Annotated in this window: 30 protein-coding genes and 1 tRNA gene; 25 read left to right on the top strand and 6 right to left on the bottom strand. The window is 66.3% G+C overall.

All coding sequences use genetic code 11. The features are described from left to right. Positions 1 to 19: 19 nt before the first annotated feature. From B4L36_RS15195 to B4L36_RS15185, 3 genes are all read right to left on the bottom strand, one after another. Positions 20 to 940, bottom strand: coding sequence for a pseudouridine-5'-phosphate glycosidase (locus B4L36_RS15195; RefSeq protein WP_292958894.1), 921 nt, complete (start codon positions 938 to 940; stop codon positions 20 to 22). Positions 941 to 1,066: 126 nt separating this feature from the next. Then, entirely contained in the window at positions 1,067 to 1,948 is an 882-nt protein-coding gene (locus B4L36_RS15190) for a PfkB family carbohydrate kinase (RefSeq protein WP_292958892.1), read from the bottom strand. Beyond that, complete coding sequence (locus tag B4L36_RS15185; RefSeq protein ID WP_292958890.1) at positions 1,945 to 2,292, bottom strand: ArsR/SmtB family transcription factor; 348 nt, start codon at positions 2,290 to 2,292, stop codon at positions 1,945 to 1,947. Before B4L36_RS15185 ends, B4L36_RS15190 begins: the two co-directional genes overlap by 4 nt. 194 nt (positions 2,293 to 2,486) lie before the next feature. Between B4L36_RS15185 and B4L36_RS15180 the strand changes: the two genes are divergently transcribed. The 5 genes from B4L36_RS15180 (at position 2,487) to B4L36_RS15160 (ending at position 5,150) form a co-directional block, all read left to right on the top strand. Further along, positions 2,487 to 2,834, top strand: coding sequence for an AtpZ/AtpI family protein (locus B4L36_RS15180; RefSeq protein ID WP_292958888.1), 348 nt, complete (start codon positions 2,487 to 2,489; stop codon positions 2,832 to 2,834). Between the two features lie 47 nt (positions 2,835 to 2,881). Then, on the top strand, positions 2,882 to 3,589 hold the full coding sequence (locus B4L36_RS15175; protein WP_292958945.1) for a F0F1 ATP synthase subunit A: 708 nt from the start codon (positions 2,882 to 2,884) through the stop codon (positions 3,587 to 3,589). Between the two features lie 66 nt (positions 3,590 to 3,655). Continuing rightward, positions 3,656 to 3,892 (top strand): F0F1 ATP synthase subunit C, encoded by a 237-nt coding sequence (locus tag B4L36_RS15170; protein WP_292958886.1) that lies wholly within the window; start codon positions 3,656 to 3,658, stop codon positions 3,890 to 3,892. Positions 3,893 to 3,969: 77 nt separating this feature from the next. After that, the gene (locus tag B4L36_RS15165) at positions 3,970 to 4,590 is read left to right on the top strand and encodes a F0F1 ATP synthase subunit B' (protein ID WP_292958885.1); all 621 of its coding nucleotides are present in this window, start codon (positions 3,970 to 3,972) and stop codon (positions 4,588 to 4,590) included. After that, complete coding sequence (locus tag B4L36_RS15160) at positions 4,587 to 5,150, top strand: F0F1 ATP synthase subunit B (protein ID WP_292958883.1); 564 nt, start codon at positions 4,587 to 4,589, stop codon at positions 5,148 to 5,150. Before B4L36_RS15165 ends, B4L36_RS15160 begins: the two co-directional genes overlap by 4 nt. Positions 5,151 to 5,533: 383 nt before the next feature. Here the strand turns inward: B4L36_RS15160 and B4L36_RS15155 are convergent, their stop codons facing one another. Continuing rightward, the gene (locus tag B4L36_RS15155) at positions 5,534 to 6,220 is read right to left on the bottom strand and encodes an OmpA family protein (RefSeq protein WP_292958881.1); all 687 of its coding nucleotides are present in this window, start codon (positions 6,218 to 6,220) and stop codon (positions 5,534 to 5,536) included. A gap of 229 nt (positions 6,221 to 6,449) precedes the next feature. Here B4L36_RS15155 and nth point away from each other — a divergent pair, with 229 nt between their 5' ends. The 7 genes from nth to B4L36_RS15125 all read left to right on the top strand — a co-directional run bounded on the left by nth (position 6,450) and on the right by B4L36_RS15125 (position 12,357). Further along, positions 6,450 to 7,103, top strand: a complete 654-nt coding sequence (gene nth, locus B4L36_RS15150; RefSeq protein ID WP_292958879.1) for an endonuclease III — start codon at positions 6,450 to 6,452, stop codon at positions 7,101 to 7,103. After that, positions 7,100 to 8,113: an adenosine kinase gene (locus B4L36_RS15145; RefSeq protein WP_292958877.1), complete on the top strand. Its 1,014-nt coding sequence runs from the start codon at positions 7,100 to 7,102 to the stop codon at positions 8,111 to 8,113. Before nth ends, B4L36_RS15145 begins: the two co-directional genes overlap by 4 nt. A gap of 425 nt (positions 8,114 to 8,538) precedes the next feature. Then, entirely contained in the window at positions 8,539 to 10,389 is a 1,851-nt protein-coding gene (locus B4L36_RS15140; protein ID WP_292958943.1) for an ABC-F family ATP-binding cassette domain-containing protein, read from the top strand. Between the two features lie 122 nt (positions 10,390 to 10,511). Then, the gene (locus B4L36_RS15135) at positions 10,512 to 11,258 is read left to right on the top strand and encodes a MipA/OmpV family protein (RefSeq protein ID WP_292958875.1); all 747 of its coding nucleotides are present in this window, start codon (positions 10,512 to 10,514) and stop codon (positions 11,256 to 11,258) included. 100 nt (positions 11,259 to 11,358) lie between these two features. Next, positions 11,359 to 11,766, top strand: coding sequence for a hypothetical protein (locus tag B4L36_RS15130; protein ID WP_292958873.1), 408 nt, complete (start codon positions 11,359 to 11,361; stop codon positions 11,764 to 11,766). A 73-nt stretch (positions 11,767 to 11,839) separates the two neighbouring features. Next, positions 11,840 to 12,235, top strand: a complete 396-nt coding sequence (locus B4L36_RS16195) for a transposase (protein ID WP_414692192.1) — start codon at positions 11,840 to 11,842, stop codon at positions 12,233 to 12,235. Next, on the top strand, positions 12,160 to 12,357 hold the full coding sequence (locus B4L36_RS15125) for a transposase (protein WP_292958871.1): 198 nt from the start codon (positions 12,160 to 12,162) through the stop codon (positions 12,355 to 12,357). Before B4L36_RS16195 ends, B4L36_RS15125 begins: the two co-directional genes overlap by 76 nt. A 397-nt stretch (positions 12,358 to 12,754) precedes the next feature. Here B4L36_RS15125 and B4L36_RS15120 read toward each other — a convergent pair. After that, a tRNA-Thr gene (locus B4L36_RS15120) sits at positions 12,755 to 12,829 on the bottom strand. Positions 12,830 to 12,960: 131 nt separating this feature from the next. On the opposite strand from B4L36_RS15120, the gene B4L36_RS15115 reads away from it, so the two are divergent. The 6 genes from B4L36_RS15115 (at position 12,961) to B4L36_RS15090 (ending at position 17,253) form a co-directional block, all read left to right on the top strand. Next, on the top strand, positions 12,961 to 13,131 hold the full coding sequence (locus tag B4L36_RS15115; RefSeq protein ID WP_292958869.1) for a hypothetical protein: 171 nt from the start codon (positions 12,961 to 12,963) through the stop codon (positions 13,129 to 13,131). Next, positions 13,132 to 14,403, top strand: coding sequence for a UDP-N-acetylglucosamine 1-carboxyvinyltransferase (gene murA / locus B4L36_RS15110; RefSeq protein ID WP_292958867.1), 1,272 nt, complete (start codon positions 13,132 to 13,134; stop codon positions 14,401 to 14,403). A 3-nt stretch (positions 14,404 to 14,406) separates the two neighbouring features. Further along, positions 14,407 to 14,883, top strand: a complete 477-nt coding sequence (locus B4L36_RS15105) for a DUF2948 family protein (RefSeq protein WP_292958865.1) — start codon at positions 14,407 to 14,409, stop codon at positions 14,881 to 14,883. 114 nt (positions 14,884 to 14,997) lie between these two features. Further along, positions 14,998 to 16,311, top strand: coding sequence for a histidinol dehydrogenase (hisD, locus tag B4L36_RS15100; protein WP_292958941.1), 1,314 nt, complete (start codon positions 14,998 to 15,000; stop codon positions 16,309 to 16,311). Continuing rightward, positions 16,308 to 16,787, top strand: a complete 480-nt coding sequence (locus B4L36_RS15095; RefSeq protein WP_292958863.1) for a UPF0262 family protein — start codon at positions 16,308 to 16,310, stop codon at positions 16,785 to 16,787. The genes hisD and B4L36_RS15095 overlap by 4 nt, the downstream gene beginning before the upstream one ends. 4 nt (positions 16,788 to 16,791) lie before the next feature. Beyond that, positions 16,792 to 17,253 (top strand): low molecular weight phosphatase family protein, encoded by a 462-nt coding sequence (locus tag B4L36_RS15090; RefSeq protein WP_292958861.1) that lies wholly within the window; start codon positions 16,792 to 16,794, stop codon positions 17,251 to 17,253. Between the two features lie 183 nt (positions 17,254 to 17,436). Here B4L36_RS15090 and edd read toward each other — a convergent pair whose 3' ends face one another. After that, positions 17,437 to 19,239, bottom strand: coding sequence for a phosphogluconate dehydratase (gene edd / locus B4L36_RS15085; protein ID WP_292958859.1), 1,803 nt, complete (start codon positions 19,237 to 19,239; stop codon positions 17,437 to 17,439). A 200-nt stretch (positions 19,240 to 19,439) separates the two neighbouring features. Here edd and B4L36_RS15080 point away from each other — a divergent pair, with 200 nt between their 5' ends. The 7 genes from B4L36_RS15080 to B4L36_RS15050 form a co-directional block, all read left to right on the top strand. Then, positions 19,440 to 20,636, top strand: a complete 1,197-nt coding sequence (locus B4L36_RS15080; RefSeq protein ID WP_292958857.1) for an RSP_2647 family RNA methyltransferase — start codon at positions 19,440 to 19,442, stop codon at positions 20,634 to 20,636. Beyond that, positions 20,636 to 21,175: an RSP_2648 family PIN domain-containing protein gene (locus B4L36_RS15075; RefSeq protein ID WP_292958855.1), complete on the top strand. Its 540-nt coding sequence runs from the start codon at positions 20,636 to 20,638 to the stop codon at positions 21,173 to 21,175. Before B4L36_RS15080 ends, B4L36_RS15075 begins: the two co-directional genes overlap by 1 nt. A gap of 60 nt (positions 21,176 to 21,235) precedes the next feature. After that, a complete protein-coding gene (gene zwf / locus B4L36_RS15070; RefSeq protein WP_292958853.1) occupies positions 21,236 to 22,687 on the top strand; it encodes a glucose-6-phosphate dehydrogenase in 1,452 nt (483 codons plus the stop codon). A 2-nt stretch (positions 22,688 to 22,689) separates the two neighbouring features. Then, entirely contained in the window at positions 22,690 to 23,361 is a 672-nt protein-coding gene (gene pgl / locus B4L36_RS15065; protein WP_292958939.1) for a 6-phosphogluconolactonase, read from the top strand. 11 nt (positions 23,362 to 23,372) lie between these two features. Next, positions 23,373 to 24,983, top strand: a complete 1,611-nt coding sequence (gene pgi / locus B4L36_RS15060; RefSeq protein ID WP_292958937.1) for a glucose-6-phosphate isomerase — start codon at positions 23,373 to 23,375, stop codon at positions 24,981 to 24,983. Positions 24,984 to 25,104: 121 nt separating this feature from the next. Continuing rightward, on the top strand, positions 25,105 to 26,160 hold the full coding sequence (gene ftsY / locus B4L36_RS15055; protein ID WP_292958851.1) for a signal recognition particle-docking protein FtsY: 1,056 nt from the start codon (positions 25,105 to 25,107) through the stop codon (positions 26,158 to 26,160). 63 nt (positions 26,161 to 26,223) lie between these two features. Then, positions 26,224 to 26,564, top strand: a 341-nt coding sequence (locus tag B4L36_RS15050; RefSeq protein WP_292958849.1) for an exodeoxyribonuclease III, incomplete at its 3' end; no start/stop codon positions are given.

Genomic DNA, 26,564 nt, shown 5'->3' with positions numbered 1-26,564 from the left:
GGGCGGCTTGGCCGGGCGGTCAAGCCGCTTTCGCCATCGCGGCAGCGATTTCGGCCGCCAGTCGCGCATTGTTCAGCACGAGGGCGATATTGGAGTGCAGCGAGCGTCCCTCGGTCAGTTCGAAAATCCGTTGCAGCAGGAACGGTGTCACCTGCTTGGTGGCGATCTTCTGCGCTGCGGCCTCGGCCAGCGCCTGTTCGATCACCGGCATGATCCGATCGCGCGGGATCTCGGCCTCGTGGGGGATCGGGTTGGCGACCAGTTGGCCACCCGCCAGGCCCAGCCGGGCGCGCATCGCGGCGGCCCTGGCGATCTGGTCCGCGCTGTCCATGCGCAGCGGCGCCGGAATACCGCTGGTCCGCGACCAGAAGGCGGGCAATTCGTCCTGCGCATAGGCGATGACCGGCACGCCCAGCGTTTCCAGCACTTCCCAGGTCTTCGGCAGATCGAGGATCGCCTTGGCGCCGGCCGCCACCACGGTCACCGGGGTCCGGGCCAGTTCCTGAAGATCGGCCGAGATGTCGAAGCTGGTCTCGGCCCCGCGATGAACGCCGCCGATGCCGCCGGTGGCAAAAACCCGGATTCCCGCAAGCGCGGCGCAGATCATGGTCGCGGCGACGGTGGTCGCGCCGGTCCGGCCATCGGCCACGCAGACCGCCAGATCGGCGCGACTGAGCTTCATCGCCCGTTCGGGCGGGGTCCGGGCCAGGTCCTGCAGCGCCGTGTCGGTCAGGCCGATATGGATCCGTCCGCCCATGACGGCGATCGTGGCGGGCGTCGCGCCGGCTTGCCGGACCACCGCTTCCACTTGCCGCGCCATGTCCAGGTTTTGCGGAAAGGGCATGCCGTGGGTGATGATGGTCGATTCCAGGGCGACGACGGGATCGCCGGCATCCAGGGCGGCAGAGACTTCGGGCGAGAAGGTCAGGGGGGCGGTCATGATACGGCTTTCAGATGGGCTTCGACGAACAGGGTGCAGAGGGCCGCGCCCGACTGGCGGTGTGAACGCGCGCCGGCTGGTTCTGCCTCGGCGGCATGGTGGCGGACGGGTACCGGCAACGGTGTTTCATGGCACGTCGCGCCCCGAGACGTGGGCGGCCGATGCCTCGACCGCCCGGCGCAGCGCGTCGCCGCGTGGCTGGGCCTTCAATTCGGCAGCCAGATGCGCGGCGAGGAAGCAATCGCCCGCGCCGGTCACGCGCGCCACCGTCACATGCGGCGGGGCGCAGGTCAGGGTCGGTGCATTGGCCATCGCCTCGGCCGCCGGATGCGCGCCGTCGGTGACCAGGACACGGGCCGCGCCGCGCGCCACCACGGCCTCGGCGGCAGCGGCGGCATCGGGGCAGGATCGGCCGGCAAGAATCTCGGCCTCCAGCCGGTTCAGGTAGAAACAACCGCGGCGGGCGGCGATCAGCGGTTCCAGCCGCTCGGCCTTGCCGGGACTGGCGGGCACGATCCGCAGGTCGGCCCCTGCCAGACGCGGATCGCGGGCGATCGCGGACAGCAGATCCTCGGTCAGGTTGCCGTCCAGAACCACGGGCGCCGTCCAGCCCGCCAGATCGCCCGACAGCGGCGCAAGGATCGCGCCGCCCGCCCGTTCCAGCGAATGGGCGTCTGCGATGGCCGCGATCAGGCCCTCGCTGTCCTCGATGCCCATGTAGCAATCCGTGGGCAGGCCGGTTTCGCGCGACAGCCAGCCGGTCAGCACGCCCAGCCGCTGGGCCTCGGCCACCAGCGCGCAGCCCTCGGGGTCGCGACCGACCGCCGACAGCACGGCGGGGGCCAGGCCCCGGCGGGCCAGGGCCACCGCCACGTTCAGCGCCACTCCGCCCGGCAGGTGACGGATTCGGCCCGGAACGTCGGCGCCCGGCGCCATCCGGCGTGGCGCGCGCCCGATCACGTCCCACAGCATCGCGCCGATGCACAGGATGTCGGGGCGGTCGGTCATTCTTCGGTCCATTCCTTCATCTCGGCTTTCAGAAACCGTTCGAAATCGTCCAGATCGACGGGATCGAACTGACCGAAACCCTGCATCCAGACCGAGGCGCGACGCATCCCGTCGGGATCCAGCATGCACCAGGTGATCCGGCCGCGCCTCTCCTGCCGGATCAATCCGGCCGCCGCAAGCACCGTCAGATGTTTCGAGATCGCCGCAAGGCTCATCTCGAAAGGATGCGCAACGTCGCTGACGGCCATGTCGTCCTCGAGCAGCATCGACAGGACCCGGCGCCGCGTCGGATCGGCCAGCGCGGCGAAGATCAGGTTCAGGCGGTCGGGATCCGGGAGGGTCATGGCTTTCCGGGCTGGCAAAGGTCAACTGCGCGGTTGAATAATGTCCGCGCGCGGGCGCGATTGCAACCGCCGCGCATCCCTGCCCGAAAATAGAAATGTCGTTTCCATACAAACCATTGCGCATCTTTCCCGGTTGCTTGACTTGGCTGCCAAACCACCCTAGACACCGCACGGATAACAAGGGGGCAGCAGAGATGGCCGAAGGGCCCCGGACCGGCAGCGACAGAGAGGACGAGGCCTCTCGCTTGCGCGATCTGGAGGAACGGCTGTCGAAGCTGACGCCCAAGCCGAAGGCCGACGCGCCGATGGCGGGCCATGACCAGGCCCATCTGGCCTGGCGCATGGTGATCGAGATCGTGGCCGGGATCGGGATCGGCTTCGGGATCGGTTACGGGTTGGATTATCTGCTCGGCACCACGCCGCTTCTGATGATCCTGTTCATTTTCCTCGGCTTCGCGGCCGGCATCAAGACGATGATGCGCACCGCAGCCGAACTTGACCGCAAGCCCGGCCCCGCGCCGGAGACCGAGAAGAGGGATTGACCGTGGCATCCGATACGGAGAAAGAAACCGGCCTTGTCTTCCATCCCATGCAGCAGTTCGAGGTCAGTCCGCTTTTCGGCGATGGCCCGGTCCACTGGTATACGCCCACCAATGTGACGCTGTGGATGGCGATCGCTGTGCTGGCGATCACCGCGCTGATGGTTCTGGGCACGCGCGGCCGGGCCATCGTGCCCAACCGCCTGCAATCCGTGGCCGAGCTGGCCTATGGCATGATCCACAAGATGGTCGAGGACGTGGCCGGCAAGGATGGGCTGAAATATTTCCCCTATATCATGACGCTGTTCATGTTCATCGTGTTCGGCAACATGCTGGGCCTTCTGCCCAAGTCCTTCACCGTCACCTCGCATGTCGCCGTCACCGGCGTTCTGGCGCTGGCCGTCTTCATCAGCGTCACCACCATCGGTTTCCTCAAGAACGGGACCGCGTTCCTGGGCCTGTTCTGGGTGACATCCGCTCCGCTGGTGCTGCGCCCCGTCCTGGCGCTGATCGAGCTGATCTCGTATTTCGTCCGCCCCGTCAGCCATTCCGTTCGTCTCGCCGGAAACATGATGGCCGGTCACGCGGTGATCAAGGTCTTTGCCGGCTTCTCGGCCATCGCCGTGATCTCGCCGCTGTCGATCCTGGCCGTGACCGCGATGTTCGGGCTGGAACTGCTGGTGGCCTTCATCCAGGCCTATGTCTTCACGATCCTGACCTGTGTCTATCTGAAGGACGCGCTGCACCCGTCGCACTAGGCGCCGGCCGGCCGTCAGGTCAATCCATCCGCCAATTCATCACTTCCAACCGCAAGGAGATTCATCATGGAAGGCAATATCGCTCAACTGGGTCAGTATATCGGTGCCGGTCTGGCTGCCATCGGTTCGGGCGTGGCCGCCGTCGGTGTTGGCAATGTCGCCGGCAACTTCCTGTCCGGCGCCCTGCGCAACCCGTCGGCCGCAGCCGGCCAGACCGCGACGCTGTTCATCGGCATCGCCTTCGCGGAAGCTCTGGGGATCTTCGCGTTCCTCGTTTCGCTTCTGCTGATGTTCGCGGTCTGATCCCACGCCATCCTTGCGGCGGGGTGAGGGCCGACGCCTTCGCCCCTTCGTGACCCGAGAGGCCAGGGGGTTAGGACATGATAAGCCTGTTGCAAGAGGCCGCGACGACCGTGGTCGAACAATCCCAAGGCGCCGCAGCCGCGTCAGAGCATGGCGGGGCAACTGCGCAAGCCGCCGCGGCTGCCGGCGAGGCTAGCGCGCCCGGCATGCCGCAGCTGAACTTCGACACGTTCCCGAACCAGATCTTCTGGCTCGCGATTTCGCTGGTGGTGCTGTATTGGGTTCTGTCGAAAATCGCGCTGCCCCGGATCGCGGCCGTCATCTCGGACCGTCAGGGCGCGATCACCGGGGATCTGATGGCGGCGGAAGAGTTCAAGCAGCGCGCCAAGGATGCCGAGGCGGCCTATGACAAGGCGCTGGCAGAGGCCCGCGGCGAGGCCGGAAAGATCGTCGCGGCCAACCGCGCCGAGATCCAGAAGGAACTGGATGCCGCCATCGCCCATGCCGATGCGGAAATCGCCGCGCGCGTGTCGGAATCGGAAAAGCGCATCCGCGAGATCCGCGATTCCGCCCAGGCCGATGCCCGTCAGGTCGCCCGCGAGGTGACCGCGCAACTGGTCGAAACCTTCGGTGGCCAGGTTGATCAGGGCGCCGTCGATCAGGCTGTGGACAACCGTATGGAGAGGGCGTTGCAATGAAGAAAACCGGCATCATCGCCGTATTTGCGGCAGGCGCCGCCGGACCGGCCGCCGCGGCACCGGGGTCGTTCTTCTCGCTCGGCAATACCGACTTCATCGTCACCATTGCCTTCCTGATCTTTGTCGGCATCCTGATCTACTACAAGGTGCCCACGATCATCGGCGATCTGCTGGACAAGCGCGCCGGTGGCATCCGCAGGGATCTGGACGAAGCCAAGCGTCTGCGCGAGGAAGCGCAGGAAATCTATGCCAGCTATGAACGCCGGCAGCGCGAGGTTTCGGGGCAGGCGGACCAGATCATCGCCAATGCCAAGCGCGAGGCCGAGGCGCAGGCCGCCAAGGCCAAGGAAGATCTGAAGATCTCGATCGAGCGTCGCCTGAAGGCCGCCGAGGAACAGATCGCCAGCGCCGAAAGCGATGCGGTTCGTGCCGTCCGCGACCGCGCGGTCCGCACCGCCGTCGCCGCCGCATCCGAACTTCTGGCGCAGCAGGTCGCCGCAGGGCAGCGGTCGGCCGGTATCGATGACGCCATCGAAGACGTGGCGCGTCGCCTGAACTGAGCCTTTCGTTCAGTCGGACAGTGAAAAACCCCCGGCCGCATGGCCGGGGGTTTCCTCGTCCGCGTCTCGCGTCTGCTCACACGGACGAATCGGCCGGCCACCGACATGCGGCGATCGGGCTGTGGCGGCATGCCCGGGCGGGTCGGATGTCCGCGCCGAACCTGCACAGGGCTCGCCCGGGGCCGGCTGTCCGATACGGGGCAGGTGCGGCTTTTACAGCGATCGCCTCCACCAGACCACAACTCTTCGCGCGTCGGAGGGTTCGCGACGCAACGTCGTGGCGCGGATTTCCGCGATTTCTTGCCGGTCGGTTGCCCGGAAATTCAACATGAAAGGGCCGGTCGAAACCGGCCCTTGCCAATCCTGTGTTCCGTCCTCCGCGATCAGCGGGTCGGGCGGATCAGAATTTCGACACGGCGGTTCTGCGCCTTGCCCTGCGCCGTCGCATTCGAGGCAACGGGTTGGCTTTCGCCGCGACCCACGGCCACGACGCGCGCGGGCGACACGCCGCCTGCCGTCAGGATGCCCGCGACCGACCGGGCGCGGCGTTCCGACAGATCCTGGTTATAGGCGGCGCTGCCGGTATCGTCGGTGTGACCCACCACCTCGACGCGGCTGTCGGGATACTGGTTCAGGTTGCGCGCGACAGCATAGAGATCGTTTTGCGCCGGGCCAGAGACGGCGGCCGAATCGGTGGCGAACAGAATCCCTTCGGGCAGGGTCACCTGCAGATACGAGCCGCGGTTGACGATCTGCACGTTCGGGTTCTGCACCGCCTGTTCCAGCGCGGCCGCCTGGCGGTCGAGGATATTGCCCGCGACGGCCCCTGCCGCCGCGCCGAGGATCGCGCCCCGTGCGGCGTCGCGGCCGCGGTTGTTCTTGTCCTCGTCGCGCGTGCCACCCAGCACGGCGCCGATCGCCGCACCGGCCAGGGCACCTTGCTGGGTGCGGCTCAGGCCGCCGGGGCCTGTGCCGGCGCCGGACGTGCCGCCGTTCAGCGAGGGATCGGTGCAGGCGCCGAGGGCGATCAGGCCCGATGCGGCGAGGATCGTGGTGACGCGAATCTTCATGGGATTCCCCTTCCTTGTTCGTCAAGGCCCTTGCCTGGCGCCGGGCCGAAGACCAGCGGACCCCGCGCGGGACCGCCTTCCAACGCGCGTCACGCTGTCGCAGTTCCCGCCGGAAGGAAAGTCACGTCCGCGTGGAAGTGGCTGGATTGTCGGCACAATCCGGTGAGAATCGCGACGCGGGAACACCTGGCTTGCAAAGCCGCGCGACCGGCGTCACAAGCACCGCGTCATGGCCCGTCTGCCCGCCCCCTTGCCCTTCGATCAGCAGGTCGCGATCTTTTCGCGGCTGCGCGAGGCCAATCCCCGGCCCGAGAGCGAACTGAATTTCTCGAATCCCTTCACGCTGGTCGTGGCCGTCGCGCTGTCGGCGCAGGCGACCGATCTGGGGGTGAACAAGGCCACGCGGGAATTGTTCGCGGTGGCCGACACGCCCCGGAAGATGCTGGATCTGGGGCTGGATGGCTTGACCGGGCATATCCGGACCATCGGGCTTTATCGGCAGAAGGCCAGGAACGTCATCGCGCTGTCGCGAATCCTGGTCGAGGAATATGGCGGCGTCGTCCCCGACAGCCGCGCTGCGCTGATGAGCCTGCCTGGGGTCGGTCGCAAGACCGCCAATGTCGTGCTGAACAGCGCCTTCGGTCAGCCGGCGCAGGCGGTGGATACGCATATCTACCGCGTCGGCAACCGCACCCGCATCGCGCCCGGCCGCGACGTGGGCGAGGTCGAGCGCGCGATCGAGGACAACGTTCCCGCCCGCTTTCAGCGCCACGCCCATCATTGGCTGATCCTGCATGGGCGCTATATCTGCCAGGCCCGCCGCCCCCGCTGCGGCATCTGCATCTTCCGCGACCTGTGTCCCTATGAGGAGAAGACCGAATGACCACGCCCTATGTCATCGGGATCGGCAATGCGGTCATGGACGTGATCGCGCCCACAGACGAGGCGCGGCTGGGCGCGCTTGGCGTGACCAAGGGGATCATGCAGCTGATCGAACGCGACAGGTCCGAATATCTGATGGCCGCCCAGGCCGACGATCACGGGCCGGGCCGGGCGCAGGCGCGGCTGGTGCCGGGCGGCTCGGTCGCCAACACGCTGGCGGGGATCGGCGCGTTGGGGCTGAAGACCGCCTTCATCGGCCGCGTGGCCGAGGATGCCCTGGGCCTTTCCTATGCCGAGCAGACCGAGGCTGCGGGGACGGTCTTTGTCAACCCACCGGTTGCGGGTGACGCGCTGCCGACCTCGCGCAGCATCATCCTGGTGACGCCGGATGGCGAACGCTCGATGAACACCTATCTGGGCATTTCGGCCGAACTCGGCCCCGACGACGTGAACCCGTCGGTCTTTCAGGGTGCCGGATGGCTGTTTCTGGAGGGCTATCTTTTCGACAAGCCGAAGGGAAAGGAGGCGTTCCTGAAGGCCGCCGATTGCTGTCACAAGGCGGGCGGACAGGCGGGCATCGCGCTGTCGGATCCGTTCTGCGTCGATCGGCACCGCGAGGATTTCCGCCGGCTGGTCGCGGGACCGATGGATTACGTGATCGGGAATGTCCATGAATGGACCTCGCTTTATCAAACCGAGGATCTGGAGCAGGCCCTGGCTCTGGCCCGCGCCGATTGCGACACCGTGATCTGCACCCGCTCGGGCGAGGACGCGATCCTGATACGCGGCGACGAACGGGTCGGGGCGGCGGTCCACAAGGTCGTGCCGGTGGACGCGACGGGGGCGGGCGATCAATTCGCGGCAGGGCTGATCCATGGATTGGCGCTTGGCGCGCCACTGGAGGTCGCCGGCCGGATGGGCTGCATCGCCGCCGCGGAGGTGATCAGTCATGTCGGTCCGCGCCCCGAACGCGACATTCGTGCGCAGTTCCGCGCCGAAGGCCTGATCTGAGGCAGGATTTCCTGCGTCCCGCGACGGCGGGGGGCCAGCCCCCCGCGCCCCCCGGGGTATTTGCTCACGGAGAACGAGGGCGCACCCGGGCTGGAGTTGGCGCGGTTGTGACCGATTGGCCGCCTGCGGCCTGGATGGCGATTCTGCCGTGCGCCAGTCCTGGATCCGGTCGATGCGGATATCCCACGGTGATTTGAACATTCCGCCCTCTGCCCCGGCGCCAGCCCTTTGGCCGAGGGCCGTGAGCGAACCTGAATGGCCGCCGCGCATCTGCAAGGCAGCGTCGTCTTGCGCGGGGCGGTTTCATGTCCGGTCTGACGGCGATCGGTCCGATCGCGGGCTTCGCCGGTCCGACGCATGAGCGTGGGCGCATGGCCACCCCACCAGGCATTGACGACCCGCTTGCCTTGCGCCATGTCGCGCGGATGCTGCGCATCGATGACATCTTCTATTCCATTCAGGGCCGGCCGCTTTTCGAGGCGGCCTCGGCCACCATTCCCGAAGGCCACAAGGTCGGCCTTGTCGGCCCCAATGGCGCCGGCAAGACCACGCTGTTCCGGCTGCTGCGCGGCGAGATCGCACCGGACGGGGGTGAGATCGCGCTGCCCAGCCGTGCCCGGATCGGCGGTGTGGCGCAGGAGGCGCCGGGAACCGCGCTGCCGGTGCTGCAAACCGTCCTGGCCGAAGATCGCGAACGGTCTGCCCTGCTGGCCGAGGCAGACCGCGCCACCGACGCCCATCGCATCGCCGAGATCCAGACCCGGCTGACCGATATCGACGCATGGTCGGCCGAGGCTAGGGCGGCCTCGATTCTGGTTGGGCTGGGCTTTTCGCCCGCCGATCAGGCCCGCCCGACCAGCGATTTCTCGGGTGGCTGGCGGATGCGCGTGGCCCTGGCCGGGGTGCTGTTCGCGCGGCCCGACCTGCTGCTTCTCGACGAGCCGACGAACTATCTGGACCTGGAAGGCGCGTTGTGGCTGGAGACCTATCTGGCCCGCTATCCCCATACCGTCATCATTATCAGCCACGACCGCGACCTGTTGAACCGCGCCGTGGGCCATATCCTGCATCTCGAACAGCGCAAGCTGACGCTTTACACGGGCGGCTATGACGATTTCGCCCGGCTTCGGGCCGAGAAGCGGGCGCTTCAGGCGGCCGAGGCAAAGAAACAGCACGCCCGGCGCGCGCATCTGCAAAGCTTCGTGGACCGCTTTCGCGCCAAGGCCAGCAAGGCGCGGCAGGCGCAGGCACGGGTCAAGATGCTGGAGAAGATGCAGCCCATCACGGCGCCGGAAGAGGCCAGGTTCCATCGTTTCGGCTTTCCCCAGCCCGAGGATCTGTCGCCGCCCATCGTGGCGATGGAGAATGTCGCCGTGGGCTATGGCGATCGCGCGGTGCTGCGGCAGCTGAACCTGCGCATCGACCAGGACGACCGGATCGCGCTTCTGGGCCGGAACGGGCAGGGCAAATCGACCCTGTCGAAGCTGCTGGCCGAAAGGCTGGACGTGATGGCGGGCAAGCTGATCCGATCGGGCAAGCTGCGCGTGGGCTATTTCGCCCAGCATCAGGTCGATGAGCTTTACCTGGACGAAACCCCCATCGACCATGTGCGCCGCCTGCGCCCGGACGAGGCTCCGGCCCGGCTGCGCGCCCGGCTCGCGGGATTCGGGTTGATGGAGGCGCAGGCGGAAACCCGCGTCGGGCAATTGTCGGGCGGCCAGAAGGCGCGGCTGTCGCTGCTGATTGCGACCATCGACGCGCCGCATCTTCTGGTCCTGGATGAACCTACCAACCATCTCGACATCGAAAGCCGCGAGGCGCTGTCCGAGGCGCTGAACGATTATACCGGCGCGGTGGTGCTGGTCAGCCACGACATGCACCTGCTGGGGTTGGTCGCAGACCGGCTGTGGTTGGTCAACGAGGGCGCGGTAACGGCCTACGAGGGTGATCTGGACGATTATCGCCGTTTCCTGCTGTCGGGCGATGACGACCCCAAGCCGAAGGCCGAGACGTCGAAACCCGCCCCCAGGCGCGCGCCGCGCGATGAATTGCTGTCGCTGCGGTCCCAGGTCCGGCGGGCCGAGGAAAGGGTGCAGAAGCTGACCGAGATGCTGGAAAAGCTGGATGTGAAACTGGCCGACCCGTCACTTTACAACGATCCGCACGAAGCGCGGAAATGGTCCCTGAAACGCGATGAGGCGACGCAGGCCATGGCGCGGGCCGAAACACTGTGGCTGACCGCGCTGGAAAACCTGGAAGCCGCCGAAACCGGTTGATTCTGTTGCCAGGATGCGCGCGCGTCGCGGCCATCCGCGCGGATTGTGAGGCACCGGCTTGTGCGACGGCCCGATTCGCCCGTAAAGAGAGTTCAGATAGTCATGCCGACGGATTTTGCTTGATGAAAAAGCTTCTGCTTGCCGCGCTCTTTGCAGCACCCTTGGCCGCGCCGGCGCTGGCGCAGGATTTCGGCGCGACCGGCGGGCGCGACTTCTCGGTCGAACTGGGGCTGGGGGTGCAGGGCAAGCCGACCTATCCGGGCGCAGAGGATGCCGAGGTCTCGCCCTGGGTAATCTGGCAGAACGCGCGGCTGGGCGGCGCCGGCGGCGAGAAGCAGGGCTTTTCGATCGCGCCGTCGCTGGGTCTGGTCGGCCCGCGCGATCCTTCCGACGATGCGGCGCTGGCCGGGCTGGACAAGATCGACCGTTCCTATGAGGTTGGGGCCAAGGTCAGCTATGGTGCCGGGCCTGTCACCGCCTATGGAACGCTGCGGCGGGGCTTTGGCGGCAACGAGGGCTTGACGGGCGAGGTCGGCGCGACCTACCGGACCGATCTCAGCGACCGCGTGACGTTGTGGTCGGGGCTGGAGCTTGGCTACGGAAACGACGACTACAACGGCACCTATTTCGGCGTCTCGCCCTCCGAGGCGATCGCCAGCGGCTATTCGACATACAGCCCCGGCGGCGGATTCAATTCCGCCGCGATCAAGTTTCGCGCGCGCTACGCGATCAACGACAAGACCGCCATCCTGGGCGAGGTTGAATATGGCAAGCTGATTGGCGATGCGGCGGATTCGCCCATCGTGCAGGATGATTACCAGCCCGCCCTGCGACTGGGCATCGTGCGCAAATTCTCGTTCGGGTTCTGATCGGATCGGCTGGTCCGGCAGGCAAGGCTTCCTCGGTGGTGTCGCGGCACGCTGACCGTCGCCGGATCCGGGACCCTTCGAGGGGCGGAATGGTCGCGCCATGCCGATTCGCATTCCGGTCCTCAGGCAGAAAGAGCGAGCCGTTTCCGAAGCAGCGGCAAGATCGGCACAATTGCGCAAAGGCTTATGCGGCCTTCCGGACCGCGTGACCGTCAAACGCACTTCGCTTGAAAAGCAAAGCCAGATGGAAGTCATCTGGCCGCTTCAGCGTGATCGTGAACAGCGTCATGCCCTGGTCGAAGCCCAGCCAAAGGACCGCCAGACGCTCCGGGTCGATATTCGGGCGGCGCGCGACCGACATGCTGCGGTTCTACGCGAGTTGCATCATGACCGAACAAACTATCGCATGATGAAGCTAGGGCTGGAGCCCTTGGCGAAGCGCGCCTTCTCCCCGCTGAAGCGCATGATGGATACAGCCGCAAAGGCTGTGTCGCCGGTGATGGCGTAGCGCCAGCCGCGCGGCCGTAGGTGACGCTGTCCACCTTGCGGACAAGGGTATCGGCTTGCGCTCGGGGACGCTGGTGGATGCAAGGATCATAGATGCGCCGTCCTCGACCAAGTCGGGCGCCCGTGACCCCCAGATGTTGTCCACGAAAAAGGGCAACGACTGGTATTTCGGCATGAAGGCGCACATCGGCATCGATGCCTACAGGGGCGTGACGCACAGCCTCGAGACCTCGACCGCCAGGCTGCACGACAGCCAGGTCTGGGACGAACTGCTGCATGGGGAGGAAGGCTCGGTCTGGACCGACAAGGGATATGTCAGCGCCGAGCGCGAGGCCGAGTTCAAGGGGCCAGGCAAGCTCTGGGGCGTGATGCGCAGGGCTCCCAAGGGGACCAATTGCATCCCGTCGATGCGCGGATTGACCGGATCATCGCCAAGGTGCGCGCCAGGGCCGAGCATTCCTTCCGGGTGATCAAGCGCCAGTTCGGCGGCGCGAAGACCCGATACCGCGGCCTCGCCAAGAACCCCGCCCAACTGCTCACGCTGTTCGCGCTCGGCAACCTGTTCCTGGCGCGACGGAGGCTGGGTGCATGAGGGACGAGTCCGTCCAAAATCGCCAGATCCGCTCCAAAACGGGCCGAAGGGGGCGACGAACTGCCCCTCCAGCGGCCGCCAGACCGCTTCAAGCGACGGATGGCGGGTGTTCGGCGAAGCCGAAAGTGTAGTTCAGGCGTTCCCATGCTCTGGTCGAGGAGGCCGCTGAGCCGCTGCCAAACGCAGGCAAATTTGAAGAGTGTATTGAACTCTCCGTGCGATTCCTCTCGAGGCGCGGGGATATTTACGGGAATGGGAGCTAAACGGTTCGCCAAACAGTGCTGAGACTGGCTTTTTCCGATCCTCTGACATTCACGCCGGAAGATGTGTATGACGCAATAGAAATGACCCTGTCTTTCAAGGGCTTAGATCATTTTTTTCAGCCATAGGTGTGAAATGGTGCTGCGAGAGAGGATTGAACTCTCGACCTCTCCCTTACCAAGGGAGTGCTCTACCACTGAGCTACCGCAGCGCCGTGGGCGGCGTTTAGACAAAGCTGTGCCGCCGCGCAAGGGGGATCGGGCGAATTATCGGGAAATGCCTGCCGCTGCCTGGCTTGCCGCGGCAACTGGACGGCGGCCGGCGCGGGCGATAACAGGAAGCATGACCGGACGGGACAGAAACAGACAGGAACCCGAGACGCGCGCGGACAGGCTTCGCGCCGCGTTGCGGGCCAACCTGCAACGGCGCAAGGCGCAGGCGCGCGCGCGCGAGGCCTCGGCCCCCGACCCGGATGAGGATGAAGCCAGCGAGACGGGCGGGGACGACAGCTAGATGGACCAGATCATCGTTCAGGGAAACGGGCCGCTGAGGGGCGAAATTCCCATCGCGGGCGCGAAGAATGCCTGCCTTGCGCTGATGCCGGCGACGCTGCTTTCGGATCAGCCGCTGACGCTGACCAATGCACCGCGACTGTCGGATATCCGCACCATGACGGCCCTGCTGCAAAGCCTGGGGGCCGAAGTGAGCGGCCTTCAGGACGGGCAGGTGCTGGCCATGTCCAGCCACGATCTGACCAGCCACCGCGCCGATTACGAGATCGTGCGCAGGATGCGGGCCTCGATCCTGGTGCTGGGTCCGCTCTTGGCGCGGTTCGGCCAGGCCGAGGTCTCGTTGCCCGGCGGCTGCGCCATCGGCGCGCGTCCGGTCGATCTGCATCTCAAGGCGCTTGAGGCGATGGGGGCCGATCTGGATCTGCGCGACGGATATGTTCACGCCACCGCGCCGGCAGGAGGACTTCGGGGCGCCGTGGTCGATTTCCCGCTGGTTTCGGTCGGCGCGACCGAGAATGCGCTGATGGCCGCGACCCTGGCCCGCGGCACCACGATCCTGAAGAATGCCGCGCGCGAGCCCGAGATCGTCGATCTGGCACGGTGCCTGCGGGCGATGGGCGCACAGATCGAGGGCGAGGGCAGCGACACGATCACCATCGAAGGGGTCGATTCGCTGCACGGTGCGACCCATCCTGTCGTCACCGACCGGATCGAACTGGGCACCTACATGCTGGCCCCGGCGATCTGCGGCGGCGAGGTCGAATGCCTCGGCGGTCGGATCGACCTGCTGGCGGCGTTCTGCGAGAAGCTGGACGAAGCGGGTATCAGCGTCGAGGAAACGCCGCGCGGGCTGAAGGTCGCGCGGCGCAATGGCCGGGTTCGGGCCGTCGATGTGACCACGGCGCCGTTTCCGGGCTTTCCGACCGATCTTCAGGCCCAGTTCATGGCGCTGATGTGTCTGGCCGACGGTCGCAGCGTGCTGGAAGAGACGATTTTCGAGAACCGTTTCATGCACGCGCCGGAACTGACCCGGATGGGTGCGCGGATCGACGTGCATGGCGGTCATGCCACCGTCACCGGGGTCGAGGCGCTGCGCGGCGCGCCGGTCATGGCGACCGATCTGCGCGCCTCTGTCAGCCTGATCCTGGCTGGAATGGCGGCCGAGGGGCAGACCATTCTGCGTCGGGTCTATCATCTGGATCGCGGCTATGAACATGTGGTGCGCAAGCTGCGCGGCGTCGGTGCGCATATCGAGAGGGTGAAGGAGGAATAGGACATGGCCCAGGATGCGCGTTTCGCTGACGGAGATCCCCGACCGCTGGCCCTGCGGGCCGAGGACGAGGCCGATCTGAAGATCCTGTCGGCGCTGGTGCAGGATGCGATCCTGCCCGCGTCCGAGATCATCCATGACCCCAGGGCGCGGCGTCTGGCGCTGCTGGTGAACCGCTTCCGATGGGAGGATGCGGACAAGGCCCGCGCCGAGGGACGCGATTTCGAACGGGTGCAGGCCCTGCTGACCATCGGTGACGTGATCTCGCTGGAAAGCGACGGGATCACCCGTGACGCCGACACGGTTCTGGAATTGCTGACGATCGGCTGGCAGGCCGGGGTGGACGGCTGCGGGCGGCTGCTGCTGGAATTTTCGGGCGATGGCACGCTGGCCGCCGAGGTGGAATGCATCAATCTGGATCTGCGCGACGTGACCCGACCCTATCGGGCCGTGTCCGGCAAGGCGCCCTCGCATCCGGATTGAGGCGCATGACGGCGCCGGGGCGCCGCTTTCGCGCCGGTATCAGGGATCGGCGCCGGCCGCGGCTTGAGGCAACCCCGGCTTGTCGCTAACAAGGCGCGATTGCAGGGGAAGACGATGCCGGTCACGCTGAACACATCCGATGACGATTTTGACGCCCGCTTCGCCGCGATGCTGTCGGCCAAGCGCGAGGATTCAGGCGATGTTAACGCGGTCGTGGCGGGCATCATCGCCGATGTCCGCGCGCGCGGTGATGCGGTCCTGTGCGAATTGACGGCGCGGTTCGACCGGCTGGAACTGACCCCCGACAGGATACGGTTCGCGCCCGACGAGATCGAGGCCGAAGTGGCCAAGGTCGGTCCCCGGGATCGGGCCGCCCTGATCCTGGCGGCCGAGCGGATCCGCGCCTATCACGCAAGGCAGATGCCCGAGGGTGCAAGCTGGACCGATCCCGAAGGCGCGACCCTGGGCTGGCGCTGGACGCCGGTGTCGGCGGCGGGGCTTTATGTGCCGGGCGGGCAGGCGGCCTATCCGTCCTCGGTCCTGATGAACGCGATTCCGGCGCGGGTGGCCGGTGTCGAAAGGCTGGTGATCTGCGTGCCGACGCCGGACGGAATCATCAATCCGCTGGTCCTTCTGGCCGCGCAATTGTCCGGCGTGGACGAGATTTATCGCGTGGGTGGCGCCCAGGCGGTGGCGGCAATGGCCTATGGGACCGGGACGATCCGCCCGGTGGACAAGATCACCGGCCCCGGCAATGCCTTTGTCGCTGCGGCCAAGAAACAGGTCTTTGGCCGTGTGGGCATCGACATGATCGCAGGCCCGTCCGAAGTGTTGATCATCGCCGAAGGGGCGCAGAACCCCGACTGGCTGGCGCTGGATCTGCTGGCCCAGGCGGAACATGACGCGGATGCGCAATCGATCCTGATCACGACCGATCCGGGGCTGGCCCATGCCGTTGCCGGCGCCGTTGACCGATTGCTGCCGACCTTGCCGCGCGCGGGAATCGCGGGTGCAAGCTGGCGCGACTATGGCACCATCATCATCGCGCGCGATCTGGGCGAGGCGGCCGACCTGTCCAACCGCATCGCCCCGGAACATCTGGAACTCTGCGTCGATGAACCCGAGGCCCTGGCCGAAAGATGCATCCATGCCGGCGCGATCTTCCTTGGCGCGCATACGCCCGAGGCGGTGGGCGATTATGTCAGCGGCCCGAATCACGTTCTGCCGACCGCACGCTCGGCCCGGTTCTCGTCCGGGCTTTCGGTGCTGGATTTCCTGAAACGCACGACGATGGCGCGGCTGACGCCCGGCGCGCTGGCGGCAATCGGCCCGGCCGCGGTCAGGCTGGCCGCCGCCGAGGGCCTGCACGCCCATGGCGCATCCGTCGAGGCGCGGCTGGCGCTGCTGAATGAGAGGGACGAGGCATGAGCCGGATCACACGGATCGACATCGACGACTCGGCCATCGCGCCCGCGACGCCCGAGATGGAGCAGGAACGCCGCGTCGCGATCTTCGATCTGATCGAGGATAACAGCTTCGTGGTGCCGGGCCGGGACGGCTTGCCGGTGCCCGAAGGCCCTTATGTGCTGCAATTGTGCATCCGCGAAGGCCGGCTGGTCTTCGATCTGGCCACCGAAGATCATCGACCGGTGGCCGAATTTCACCTGTCGCTGGGACCATTCCGGCAGGTGGTCAAGGATTACTTCCAGATCTGCCAAAGCTATTTCGACGCGGTCAAGAAACTGCCCACGGCGCAGATCGAGGCCATCGACATGGCTCGTCGCGGCATCCATAACGAGGGCGCGCGGACCTTGCAGGAACGTCTTCAGGGCAAGGCCGATCTGGACATCGACACCGCGCGGCGGCTGTTCACGCTGATTTGCGCACTGGTCCCGCAGGCCTGATCCGATGTCGCAGGACAAGATCCCGCATTCGATCCTGTTCTGCTGCGACCACAATTCCGTCCGTTCGCCCATGGCCGAGGGGATGATGAAGAAATTCTATGGCCGCGCCGCCTATGTCCAATCGGCCGGGGTGAGGGGCGGGATGGATGTGGACGGCTTCGCGATCAGCGTCTGCGACGAGATCGGGGTCGTGATCGCCAATCATCGCAGCCGCAGTTTCGACGAGATGCAGGATTGGGGCGACGATCTTGGCGGGTTCGATCTGATCGTCGCCCTGTCTCCGGCCAGCCAGAGGCTGGCGCTGGAAATGACGCGGCTGTATCATCTGGATATCGAATACTGGCCGATCATGGATCCGACCGGGCTGGCAGAGGGGCGCGAAGCCAGGCTGGCCGCTTATCGCCAGACGCGCGACCAGATCCGCGACCGGATGATCCGGCGTTTCGGTCCGCCGCAGATCGGTTGAATGGATGGCTTTGCCGGCGCTGTGTCAGGTCGCAGGCCGGGCGCGATCGCGTCCTTGGCATCGCCTCGGATCGGTCCGAAATCCTGGGCGTGATCCCGACCGCCGCCGCGTTCTGCGCTGAATTTCGGCGAACAGTCGCGCCGCACCCTGCGGGACGCGGAGGAACCGGTGGCGCCCTCTGCCTCAGACGACGCAGGCGGCCCCTTCGGTCGCGTCACAGGCATTGGCGCGGAAGAAGGCGAACATCTCGCGGCCCATCCCCTGACTGCTGGGGCCGGGGTCGAAGGCTGCGGGTTTGCGATTGTCGAAGTCCTCTGCCAGGCAGTCGATGGTGCCCATCGTCGCATCCAGCCGGATCATGTCGCCGTCATGGACCCGCGACAGCGGCCCGCCGACCGAGGCTTCGGGCGAGATATGGATCGCGGCGGGCACCTTGCCCGACGCGCCCGACATGCGCCCATCCGTGACCAGCGCGACCCTCAGCCCGCGATCCTGCAACACGGCCAGCGTCGGCGTCAGCGAATGCAGTTCGGGCATGCCGTTGGCGCGCGGTCCCTGAAAGCGGACCACGACGATCGTGTCTTCGGTGAATTCGCCGGCGCGAAAGGCGGTCTTGACGTCTTCCTGATCGGAAAAGACTCGGGCCTTTGCTTCGATCACGTGGCGTTCCTCGGCGACGGCACTGACCTTGATGACACCCCGGCCCAGATTGCCCTCCAGCTGCTTCAGTCCGCCGGTTCTGGCGAAGGGATCGCTGACCGGGCGCAGGATCCTGTCGTTCAGCGTGTCTTTCGATCCTGCTTCCCAGCGAAGACGATCGCCGTCCAGTTTCGGCTCGGCGGTATAGCCGTCCAGTCCGGTGCCGTTGATCGTGCGCACGTCGGGATGCAGCAATCCGGCCTCCAGCAGCTGGCCGATCATGTAGCCCAGCCCGCCGGCGGCGTGGAAGTGGTTCACGTCAGCCAGGCCGTTCGGATAGACCCGCGCCATCAGCGGCACGGCTTCGGACAGATCGTGGAAATCCTCGATGTCGATCAGAACGCCCGCCGCCCGCGCCATGGCCGGAATATGCATCACCAGATTGGTCGATCCACCCGTCGCCATCAGCCCGACGATGCCGTTGACAAAGGCCTTTTCGTCCAGGATTTCGCCCGCCGGCAGGTATTCGTTGCCCAGCCGCGTCATCGCGGCGGCGCGTTCGACGCCCGCCACGGTCAGCGCCTCGCGCAGCGGCGTGTTCGGATTCACGAAGCTGGATCCGGGCAGGTGCAGGCCCATGAATTCCATCAGCATCTGGTTGCTGTTGGCGGTGCCGTAGAAGGTGCAGGTGCCGGGCGAATGGTAGCTGGCCATCTCGGCCGCCATCAGCGCGTCGCGACCCACCTCGCCGGCAGCGAATTGCTGGCGGATTTTTGATTTCTCGTCGTTGGGCAGACCCGAGGGCATCGGCCCGGCGGGAATGAAGACTGCCGGGATATGGCCGAAGGTCGCAGCGCCGATGACAAGACCCGGCACGATCTTGTCGCAGACGCCCAGGTAAAGCGCGGCGTCAAAGCAATCATGCGACAGCGCCACACCGGTTGCCAGTGCGATCACATCGCGGGAAAACAGCGACAGTTCCATTCCGGCCCGGCCCTGAGTGACGCCGTCGCACATGGCGGGCACGCCGCCCGCGACCTGCACGGTCGCCCCGGCCGCATGGCCCGCGCGGCGGATGATGTCGGGATAGCGTTCATAGGGCTGATGCGCCGACAGCATGTCATTATAGGCCGTGACCACGCCGATATTGGGTTTGCGGGTCGTCGCCATGTCGTCCTTGTCGTCCATCGCCGCATAGGCGTGGGCCTGGTTGCCGCAGGACAGATGCGCCCGACGCGGCCCGTCCTCGGCCGCCCTGGCGATCTTTTTCAGATAGGCGTCGCGGGATTGCTGCGACCGGCGACGAATGCGGTCGGTGACGCGGTCGATGGTGGCGTGAAGTTTCATCGGGCGAACTCCTCTGGCTTTGGCAAGACTATACGCTGTTAGCGGTAACGGTTCAATCCCTGTGCCGCCGGTGGCCGGGCAGGGGGCGCGGCCCCGGTCGCCGGGATGTTGATCTCTGCGATATTTGCCCGCGGAAGTCCGGGCCGGCGCTTGTGCATCGCAAAAGCCCGTGCCAGATCAGCCGCAAAGGAGTGTTCGCGATGTCAGATCTGGCCGTGATCCGGCTGAAGCCCAAGGCCAAGCCGCAGGCGATCCGCCATGGTTTCCCGTGGGTCTTCGCCGACGAGGCGGTGCTGGACCGGCGCACGCGCGCCGTCGCGCCGGGCGAATTTGCCGTGCTGGAGGATGCCGAGCGGCGTCCGCTTGCGCTGGTGACGGTCAACCCGGCCTCGAAGATCGTCGCGCGGGTGATGGATGCCGATCCGGCGGCGCGAATCGACGCGGCCTGGCTGCGTGCGAAGATGGCGCGGGCGCTGGCGATGCGGCGGCGGATCTACGATGCGCCGTTCTATCGGCTGGTCCATGCGGAAGCGGATGGTCTGCCGGGGCTGGTCATCGACCGGTTCGGAGATGTCGCGGTGATGCAGCCCAACGCCGCCTGGGCGGACCGAATGACCGGCGAGATCGCCGGGGCGCTGGTCGAGGCGACAGACGTCGCGACCGTGATCCTGAACGGTCAGGGGCGGTCGCGAGGGCTGGAGGGTCTGACCGAGCGGACCGAGGTCGTGCTGGGCCCGGCCCCCGACGCGCCGGTTCCGGTGGTGATGAACGGCGCAACCTACATGGCCGATCTGATGGGTGGCCAGAAGACGGGCCTGTTCTACGATCAGCGCCCCAACCATGCCTTCACGCAAAGTCTTGCCGCCGGACTGTCGGTGCTGGATGTGTTCAGCCATGTCGGCGGTTTCGCGCTGGCCGCGCTGGCTGCCGGGGCGACCGGCGCCGTCTGCGTTGACGGCTCGGCGCCGGCGCTGGATCTGGCGGCTGGCGGGGCTGCGGCGATGGGGATGGCCGACCGTCTGGAAACACGCCAATCCGACGCGTTCAAGGCGATGGAGGCGATGGCCGAGGAGGGCCGGCATTTCGATCTGGTCATCTGCGATCCGCCCGCCTTCGCGCCCTCGAAACCGGCGCTTGAGGCGGGTTTGCGCGCCTATGAGCGGGTGGCGAAGCTGGCCGCGCCCCTGGTCGCGCCGGGCGGTTATCTGGTCCTGTGCTCGTGCAGCCATGCCGCCGACCTGACCGCCTTTCGCAATGTCAGCGCGCGCGGTATCGGGCGGGGCGGCCGGCGCGGCGTTCTGATCCATGTCGGACAGGCCGGGCCGGATCATCCGGTTCTGCCGCAACTGGCCGAGACCGGCTATCTGAAAGCCCTGTTCTTCCGGCTGGACGGCTGATGCGGGCAGTCCTGGACGCCAACATCCTGTTTCCCACGATCCTGCGAGAGATCCTGGCCGATCTGGGCGCGGCCGGACTTTATGATCCGGTTTGGTCGGCACGCATCCTTGAGGAATGGCGCCGCGCCGCCGCCCGGCTGGGATCCGATCAGGAAGTCGTGGCAGGGGCCGAGATCGCCCTGCTGACGGACCGATTCCCCGATGCGATCGCAGCCGATGACGGCGTGCGGACGATCGACATGACCTTTCCCGATCCCGCCGACAGGCACGTCGTCGAGGCGGCGTTGGACGCGGCCGCGCCGCTGATCGTGACGGCGAATCTGCGCGACTTTCCGCGGTCCCTGATGGCGCGGCTTGATCTTCGCGCCACCCACCCCGACCTGTTCCTTCTGGATCTGTACGACCGCGATCCTTCGGCGGTCGATCAAGCCGTCGATGCGGCGCGGGACAAGGCCGCGCGGCTGGGCGGCGCGATGAGCCGCGCCGAAATGCTGAGGCGGTGCCGGCTTCCGCGGCTGGCCAAGAGACTGAAAGGTTGAAGCACGTTGCTGTTAACGCTAACAAGAAGTATGGCAGGTGCCAGGGTCAAGGAGGACAGCATGGTCTCGCGCGTCATTCCGGTCGATGATTTCGACCTCGTGATCTTCGGGGCGACGGGCGATCTGGCCCATCGCAAGATCTTGCCGGGCCTGTTCAGGCGGTTCGTGGCCGGGCAATTCCCCGACACCGCACGCATCATCGGCGCCGCGCGATCCGAGATGGACGATGATGGCTTTCGCGACCAGGCATCCAAGGCCATCGTCGAATTCGGCAAGGTCAGAAAAAATGACCCGAATCTTGCCAGGTTTCTCGCCCTGCTGGGTTACGTCTCCATCGATGCAAAGGGCGAGGGCGGCTGGAAGGAACTGCGAAAGCGAATGCGCGACGGCATGGTCCATGCCTTCTATTTCTCGGTCGCGCCCTCGCTGTTCGGCGATCTGGCGGAACGGTTGCACAGCCACGGCATTGCCGACGTTGACAGCCGAATCGTGGTCGAAAAGCCCTTCGGTCGCGATCTGGAATCGGCCCGCGCACTGAACCGGATCCTGGCGCAGCATTTCGATGAACATCAGATCTATCGGATCGACCATTATCTGGGCAAGGAAACGGTGCAGAACCTGATGGCCGTCCGGTTCGCCAACATCCTGTTCGAACCCTTGTGGAACGCGCAATATGTCGATCACGTCCAGATCACCGTGGCCGAGACCGTGGGCGTTGCCGGGCGCGGCGGCTATTACGACCGATCCGGCGCGATCCGGGACATGGTCCAGAACCACATGATGCAGCTTCTGTGTCTGATCGCGATGGAGCCGCCCTACCATTTCGACCCCGACGCCGTGCGCGACGAGAAGCTGAAGGTGATCCGCGCGCTGGAGCCTGTCGAGCCGTCCGAGATCGTGCGCGGCCAGTATCAGGCACAGGGCAAGGATGGCGGCTATGTCGATGACGCGGAAAATCCCGATTCGCGCACCGAAAGCTATGTCGCGATGAAGGTCCGCATCTCGAACTGGCGCTGGCAGGGCACGCCCTTCTATCTGCGCACCGGCAAGAAGCTGCGCGCCCGGACCAGCGAGATCGCGATCACCTTCAAGGAGCCGCCGCATTCGATCTTTGACGAGACCGGCGCGCCCAAGGCGAACGAGCTTGTCATCCGGCTGCAACCGAACGAGGGTATGAACCTGAAGGTGATGATCAAGGAACCGGGGCCGGGCGGGATGCGTCTGGTGCAGGTGCCGCTGGACATGTCCTTTGCCGAGGCGCTTGGCCCCGAAGGGGCCGAGATGCCCGACGCCTACGAACGGTTGATCATGGACGTGATCCGGGGCAACCAGACCCTGTTCATGCGCGGTGACGAGGTCGAGGCCGCCTGGGCCTGGACCGATCCGATCATCGCCGCGTGGGAGGACAGCAAGCGCAGGCCCGAACCCTATGACGCGGGATCCTCGGGGCCGGAAGAAGCGTTGCGGCTGATGCATCGCGACAACCGAAGGTGGAGGGAAATCCGGTCATGAGCATGGAGTTCAAGGAATATCCCGACCGCGAGATGCTGGCCCTGTCGCTGGCCGACCGGCTGGCCTCGCAACTGTCCCAGCATCTGCGCGCCCATGAGGCCGCCAGCCTCTGCGTGCCGGGCGGCACCTCTCCGATGCAGGTCTTCGACACTCTCAGCGGCAGCGATCTGGATTGGGGGCGGGTGACGGTCTTTCTGGGCGACGAACGCTGGGTCGATGGCGAACACAAGCGGTCCAACAGCCGCCTTCTGCGGCGGCACCTGTTGCAGGACAAGGCGGCGGCGGCGCGCTATATCGACCTCTATACCGGCGATCCGCAGCCCGATGACGCGACCGGGGCGCTGGCCGAGGCGATCGCACCGCATCTGCCGATCACCGTGGCCCTGCTGGGCATGGGCAATGACATGCACACCGCCAGCCTGTTCCCCGGCGCCGATCATCTGGAGGCGGCCCTTGCCAGCGATGCGCCACCGGTCATGGCGATCCGCGCCGAGGGCGCGGAAGAGCCGCGCATCACCCTGACCCGGCCGGTTCTGGCCGACGCGATCAACATCCACCTTCTGATCATGGGTCCGGAAAAGCGCGAGGCGCTGGAACGCGCCCAGAAGCTGAGCCCGCAAGAGGCGCCGATCCGCGCCTTTCTGGACAACGCCATCGTCCACTGGGCGGAATGACGGAGACGATCATGGCCGATCACTGGACCCGCCTGAGAACCCACCGCGCGGAACAGGGCGAAGATCGCATCACCGGTCTTTTCCAGGCCGATTCCGGCCGCGCGAGGGATTTCTGCGCCAGCGCCGACGATCTGGTCTTCGATTATTCCAAGACCATGATCGATGCGACCGCGCGCGACCTGCTGCTGGAACTGGCCACCGGCGCGCAAATCGAGGCGCGGCGCGAGGCGATGTTCTCGGGGCGGAAGATCAACGAGACCGAGGGGCGGGCGGTGCTGCATACCGCCCTGCGCAATCTTGCGGGCAGCGTGAGCGTGGACGGCCAGGACGTGATGCCCGCCGTGCGCGAGACGCATGACCGGATGGCGGCCTTTGCCCGCGACGTTCGCGACGGCGGCTTCACGGGGCAGGGCGGGCGCATCACCGATGTGGTGAATATCGGCATTGGCGGTTCCGATCTGGGCCCGGCCATGGCCGTTCTGGCGCTGGCACCCTATCACGACGGGCCACGGACGCATTTCGTGTCGAACGTGGACGGGGCCGATATCGCCGATACGCTGGCCGGGCTGGACCCGGCCACGACGCTGGTCATCGTGGCCTCGAAGACCTTTACCACCATCGAGACGATGACGAATGCGCGCACGGCGCGCGACTGGATGGCGAGATCCGTCAGCGAACCGGCGGCGCAATTCGCGGCACTGTCCTCGGCCGCCGACAGGACCGCGGATTTTGGCATCGACCCTGCCCGCGTGTTCGGCTTCGAGGATTGGGTCGGCGGGCGTTATTCGGTCTGGGGGCCGATCGGGCTGTCGCTGATGCTGGCCGTCGGGCCCGAGGATTTCGACCGCTTCCTGGCAGGCGGCGCGGCGATGGACGCGCATTTCCGCACCGCGCCGCTGGCGGGGAACCTGCCGGTCCTGCTGGCGCTGACGGGGATCTGGCATCATCAGATCTGCGGCTATCCGACGCGCGCCGTGCTGCCCTACGACAACCGCCTGCTGCGGCTGCCGGCCTATCTGCAACAGCTTGAAATGGAATCGAATGGCAAGCGCGTGGCCATGGATGGCAGCGATCTGACCACCACCTCCGGCCCCGTGGTCTGGGGCGAGCCGGGCACCAATGGCCAGCACGCCTTCTACCAGTTGATCCATCAGGGCACCGTGATCGTGCCGTGCGAATTCATCCTGGCCGCGCGCGGTCACGAGGACGACCTGGCCCAACACCACATTCTGCTGGCCGCCAATTGCCTGGCCCAGTCCGAGGCGCTGATGCGTGGCCGCAGCCTGGACGAGGCGCGCAGCTTGATGGCCGCGAAGGGGCTGGACGGGGCCGAGCTTGACCGACAGGCCCGTCACCGGGTCTTTCCGGGCAACCGCCCCTCGACCACTCTGCTGATCCCGCAACTGACACCCTTTACCCTTGGTCAGATCGTTGCGCTGTACGAGCATCGCGTCTTTGTCGAGGGGGTGATTCTCGGGATCAACAGCTTTGATCAGTGGGGCGTCGAACTGGGCAAGGAACTGGCTCTGAAGGTCGAGCCGCTGCTGAAGGGCAAGGATGCACCCGGCCACGACCCCTCGACCCGGCATCTGGCAAGCCTGTTCCGGGCAATGCGCGGATAGGCGAGGCCGGGGGTTTCCCCCCCCCCGGACCCACGTGCATATTCGAGGAACAAGGCAGGGGCATCGGCTTTCCCTCGGCGTTGCAAATGATTAGGGTCTGCGCGACGAAAAGGATGCGGACATGTCGTTTTTCACCAAACTGCGCGAAAGGCTGAGCCGATCCTCCTCGAAGATCGGCGAGGGGCTGGACGACATCGTCGCGGAAGGCGCGGCGGACGCAGAGGCAGAGCGCGCGCCCCCCGAGACACCGATCGCCCCGCGCCCGGCCTCGCCCGCGCCCGTCCCGCAACCCACCAGCGGCATGGTCGGGCGCCTTTTCGCGCGTGCACCCGCCCAGCCGGCCGAGCCCCGCCGGGCGCTGGACGACGAGATGCTGGAAGATCTGGAGGACATGCTGGTCCAGGCCGATCTGGGCGTCGAAACGGCCCTGCGCGTGACCGCCAATATCGCCGAGGGGCGGATGGGCCGGCCTGTCTCGGCGACGGAGCTGAAGGAATTGCTGGCCGCCGAACTGGCACGGATCATGGAACCGGTCGCGCGCCCGCTGCCTCTGTATCCGAAAAAGCCGCAGGTGGTGCTGGTCGTCGGCGTCAACGGATCGGGCAAGACCACGACCATCGGCAAACTGGCCAGCCAGTTCAGGGCGGCGGGCAAGAACGTTGTCATCGCGGCGGGCGACACGTTCCGCGCGGCGGCGGTCGAACAATTGCAGGTCTGGGGCCGTCGCGCGGACGTGCCGGTGATGGTCGCGGCGCAGGGCAGCGACCCCGCCAGCCTGGCATTCGACGCGATGAGCCGGGCCGAGGCCGATGGTGCCGACCTGCTGCTGATCGATACGGCGGGTCGCTTGCAGAACCGTCAGGATCTGATGGAGGAACTGGCCAAGATCGTCCGCGTCATCCGCAAGAAGGATCCCTCGGCCCCGCATAACACGCTGCTGGTTCTGGATGCGACCACGGGTCAGAATGCGCTGAGCCAGGTCGAGACATTCCGCAGGCTGGCCGATGTCTCGGGTCTGGTGATGACCAAGCTGGACGGAACCGCGCGGGGCGGCGTTCTGGTCGCCCTGGCCGACCGGTTCGGCCTGCCCATTCACGCCATCGGCGTGGGCGAGCAGATCGACGATCTCGACGCCTTCGATGCGGGGGATTTCGCCCGCGCCCTGGTCGGCCTTTAGGCTACGGATCCGGAACGCCGCATCTGGTTGCGGACCTGCGCCTCGGTGATCTAGATTGCGGCCATGAAGATCGCATCCTTCAACATCAATGGTGTCAAGGCGCGGATCGGGGCGCTGACCGGCTGGCTGGCGGGGGCCGACGCCGATGTCGTCGTCCTGCAAGAGATCAAGTCCGTGGACGAGGGTTTCCCGCGCGACCATTTCGAGGATCTGGGCTGGAATGTCGAAACCCACGGCCAGAAGGGCTTCAACGGGGTTGCGATCCTGTCCAAACTGCCGCTGGAGGATGTGCGCCGCGGACTGCCGGGCGGCGAGGGCGACGAACAGGCGCGCTATATCGAAGCGACGGTGACAGGCAGCGAGGCGGTCAGGATTGCGGGCCTGTATCTGCCCAACGGCAATCC

The organism is Paracoccus sp. UBA889 (genome assembly GCA_002294185.1).
In the GTDB taxonomy this organism is placed as follows: Bacteria; Pseudomonadota; Alphaproteobacteria; order Rhodobacterales; family Rhodobacteraceae; genus Paracoccus.
Note: the sequence above shows the minus strand (reverse complement) of the source record. Positions and strands in the feature narration are given on the sequence as shown.

Coding starts and splice junctions, on each gene's coding strand:
- B4L36_RS15195 (WP_292958894.1), bottom strand. CDS start 940: ATGACCGCCCCCCTGACCTTCTCGCCCGAAGTCTCTGCCGCCCTGGAT.
- B4L36_RS15190 (WP_292958892.1), bottom strand. CDS start 1,948: ATGACCGACCGCCCCGACATCCTGTGCATCGGCGCGATGCTGTGGGAC.
- B4L36_RS15185 (WP_292958890.1), bottom strand. CDS start 2,292: ATGACCCTCCCGGATCCCGACCGCCTGAACCTGATCTTCGCCGCGCTG.
- B4L36_RS15180 (WP_292958888.1), top strand. CDS start 2,487: ATGGCCGAAGGGCCCCGGACCGGCAGCGACAGAGAGGACGAGGCCTCT.
- B4L36_RS15175 (WP_292958945.1), top strand. CDS start 2,882: ATGCAGCAGTTCGAGGTCAGTCCGCTTTTCGGCGATGGCCCGGTCCAC.
- B4L36_RS15170 (WP_292958886.1), top strand. CDS start 3,656: ATGGAAGGCAATATCGCTCAACTGGGTCAGTATATCGGTGCCGGTCTG.
- B4L36_RS15165 (WP_292958885.1), top strand. CDS start 3,970: ATGATAAGCCTGTTGCAAGAGGCCGCGACGACCGTGGTCGAACAATCC.
- B4L36_RS15160 (WP_292958883.1), top strand. CDS start 4,587: ATGAAGAAAACCGGCATCATCGCCGTATTTGCGGCAGGCGCCGCCGGA.
- B4L36_RS15155 (WP_292958881.1), bottom strand. CDS start 6,220: ATGAAGATTCGCGTCACCACGATCCTCGCCGCATCGGGCCTGATCGCC.
- nth (WP_292958879.1), top strand. CDS start 6,450: ATGGCCCGTCTGCCCGCCCCCTTGCCCTTCGATCAGCAGGTCGCGATC.
- B4L36_RS15145 (WP_292958877.1), top strand. CDS start 7,100: ATGACCACGCCCTATGTCATCGGGATCGGCAATGCGGTCATGGACGTG.
- B4L36_RS15140 (WP_292958943.1), top strand. CDS start 8,539: ATGCTGCGCATCGATGACATCTTCTATTCCATTCAGGGCCGGCCGCTT.
- B4L36_RS15135 (WP_292958875.1), top strand. CDS start 10,512: ATGAAAAAGCTTCTGCTTGCCGCGCTCTTTGCAGCACCCTTGGCCGCG.
- B4L36_RS15130 (WP_292958873.1), top strand. CDS start 11,359: ATGCCGATTCGCATTCCGGTCCTCAGGCAGAAAGAGCGAGCCGTTTCC.
- B4L36_RS15115 (WP_292958869.1), top strand. CDS start 12,961: ATGACCGGACGGGACAGAAACAGACAGGAACCCGAGACGCGCGCGGAC.
- murA (WP_292958867.1), top strand. CDS start 13,132: ATGGACCAGATCATCGTTCAGGGAAACGGGCCGCTGAGGGGCGAAATT.
- B4L36_RS15105 (WP_292958865.1), top strand. CDS start 14,407: ATGGCCCAGGATGCGCGTTTCGCTGACGGAGATCCCCGACCGCTGGCC.
- hisD (WP_292958941.1), top strand. CDS start 14,998: ATGCCGGTCACGCTGAACACATCCGATGACGATTTTGACGCCCGCTTC.
- B4L36_RS15095 (WP_292958863.1), top strand. CDS start 16,308: ATGAGCCGGATCACACGGATCGACATCGACGACTCGGCCATCGCGCCC.
- B4L36_RS15090 (WP_292958861.1), top strand. CDS start 16,792: ATGTCGCAGGACAAGATCCCGCATTCGATCCTGTTCTGCTGCGACCAC.
- edd (WP_292958859.1), bottom strand. CDS start 19,239: ATGAAACTTCACGCCACCATCGACCGCGTCACCGACCGCATTCGTCGC.
- B4L36_RS15080 (WP_292958857.1), top strand. CDS start 19,440: ATGTCAGATCTGGCCGTGATCCGGCTGAAGCCCAAGGCCAAGCCGCAG.
- B4L36_RS15075 (WP_292958855.1), top strand. CDS start 20,636: ATGCGGGCAGTCCTGGACGCCAACATCCTGTTTCCCACGATCCTGCGA.
- zwf (WP_292958853.1), top strand. CDS start 21,236: ATGGTCTCGCGCGTCATTCCGGTCGATGATTTCGACCTCGTGATCTTC.
- pgl (WP_292958939.1), top strand. CDS start 22,690: ATGGAGTTCAAGGAATATCCCGACCGCGAGATGCTGGCCCTGTCGCTG.
- pgi (WP_292958937.1), top strand. CDS start 23,373: ATGGCCGATCACTGGACCCGCCTGAGAACCCACCGCGCGGAACAGGGC.
- ftsY (WP_292958851.1), top strand. CDS start 25,105: ATGTCGTTTTTCACCAAACTGCGCGAAAGGCTGAGCCGATCCTCCTCG.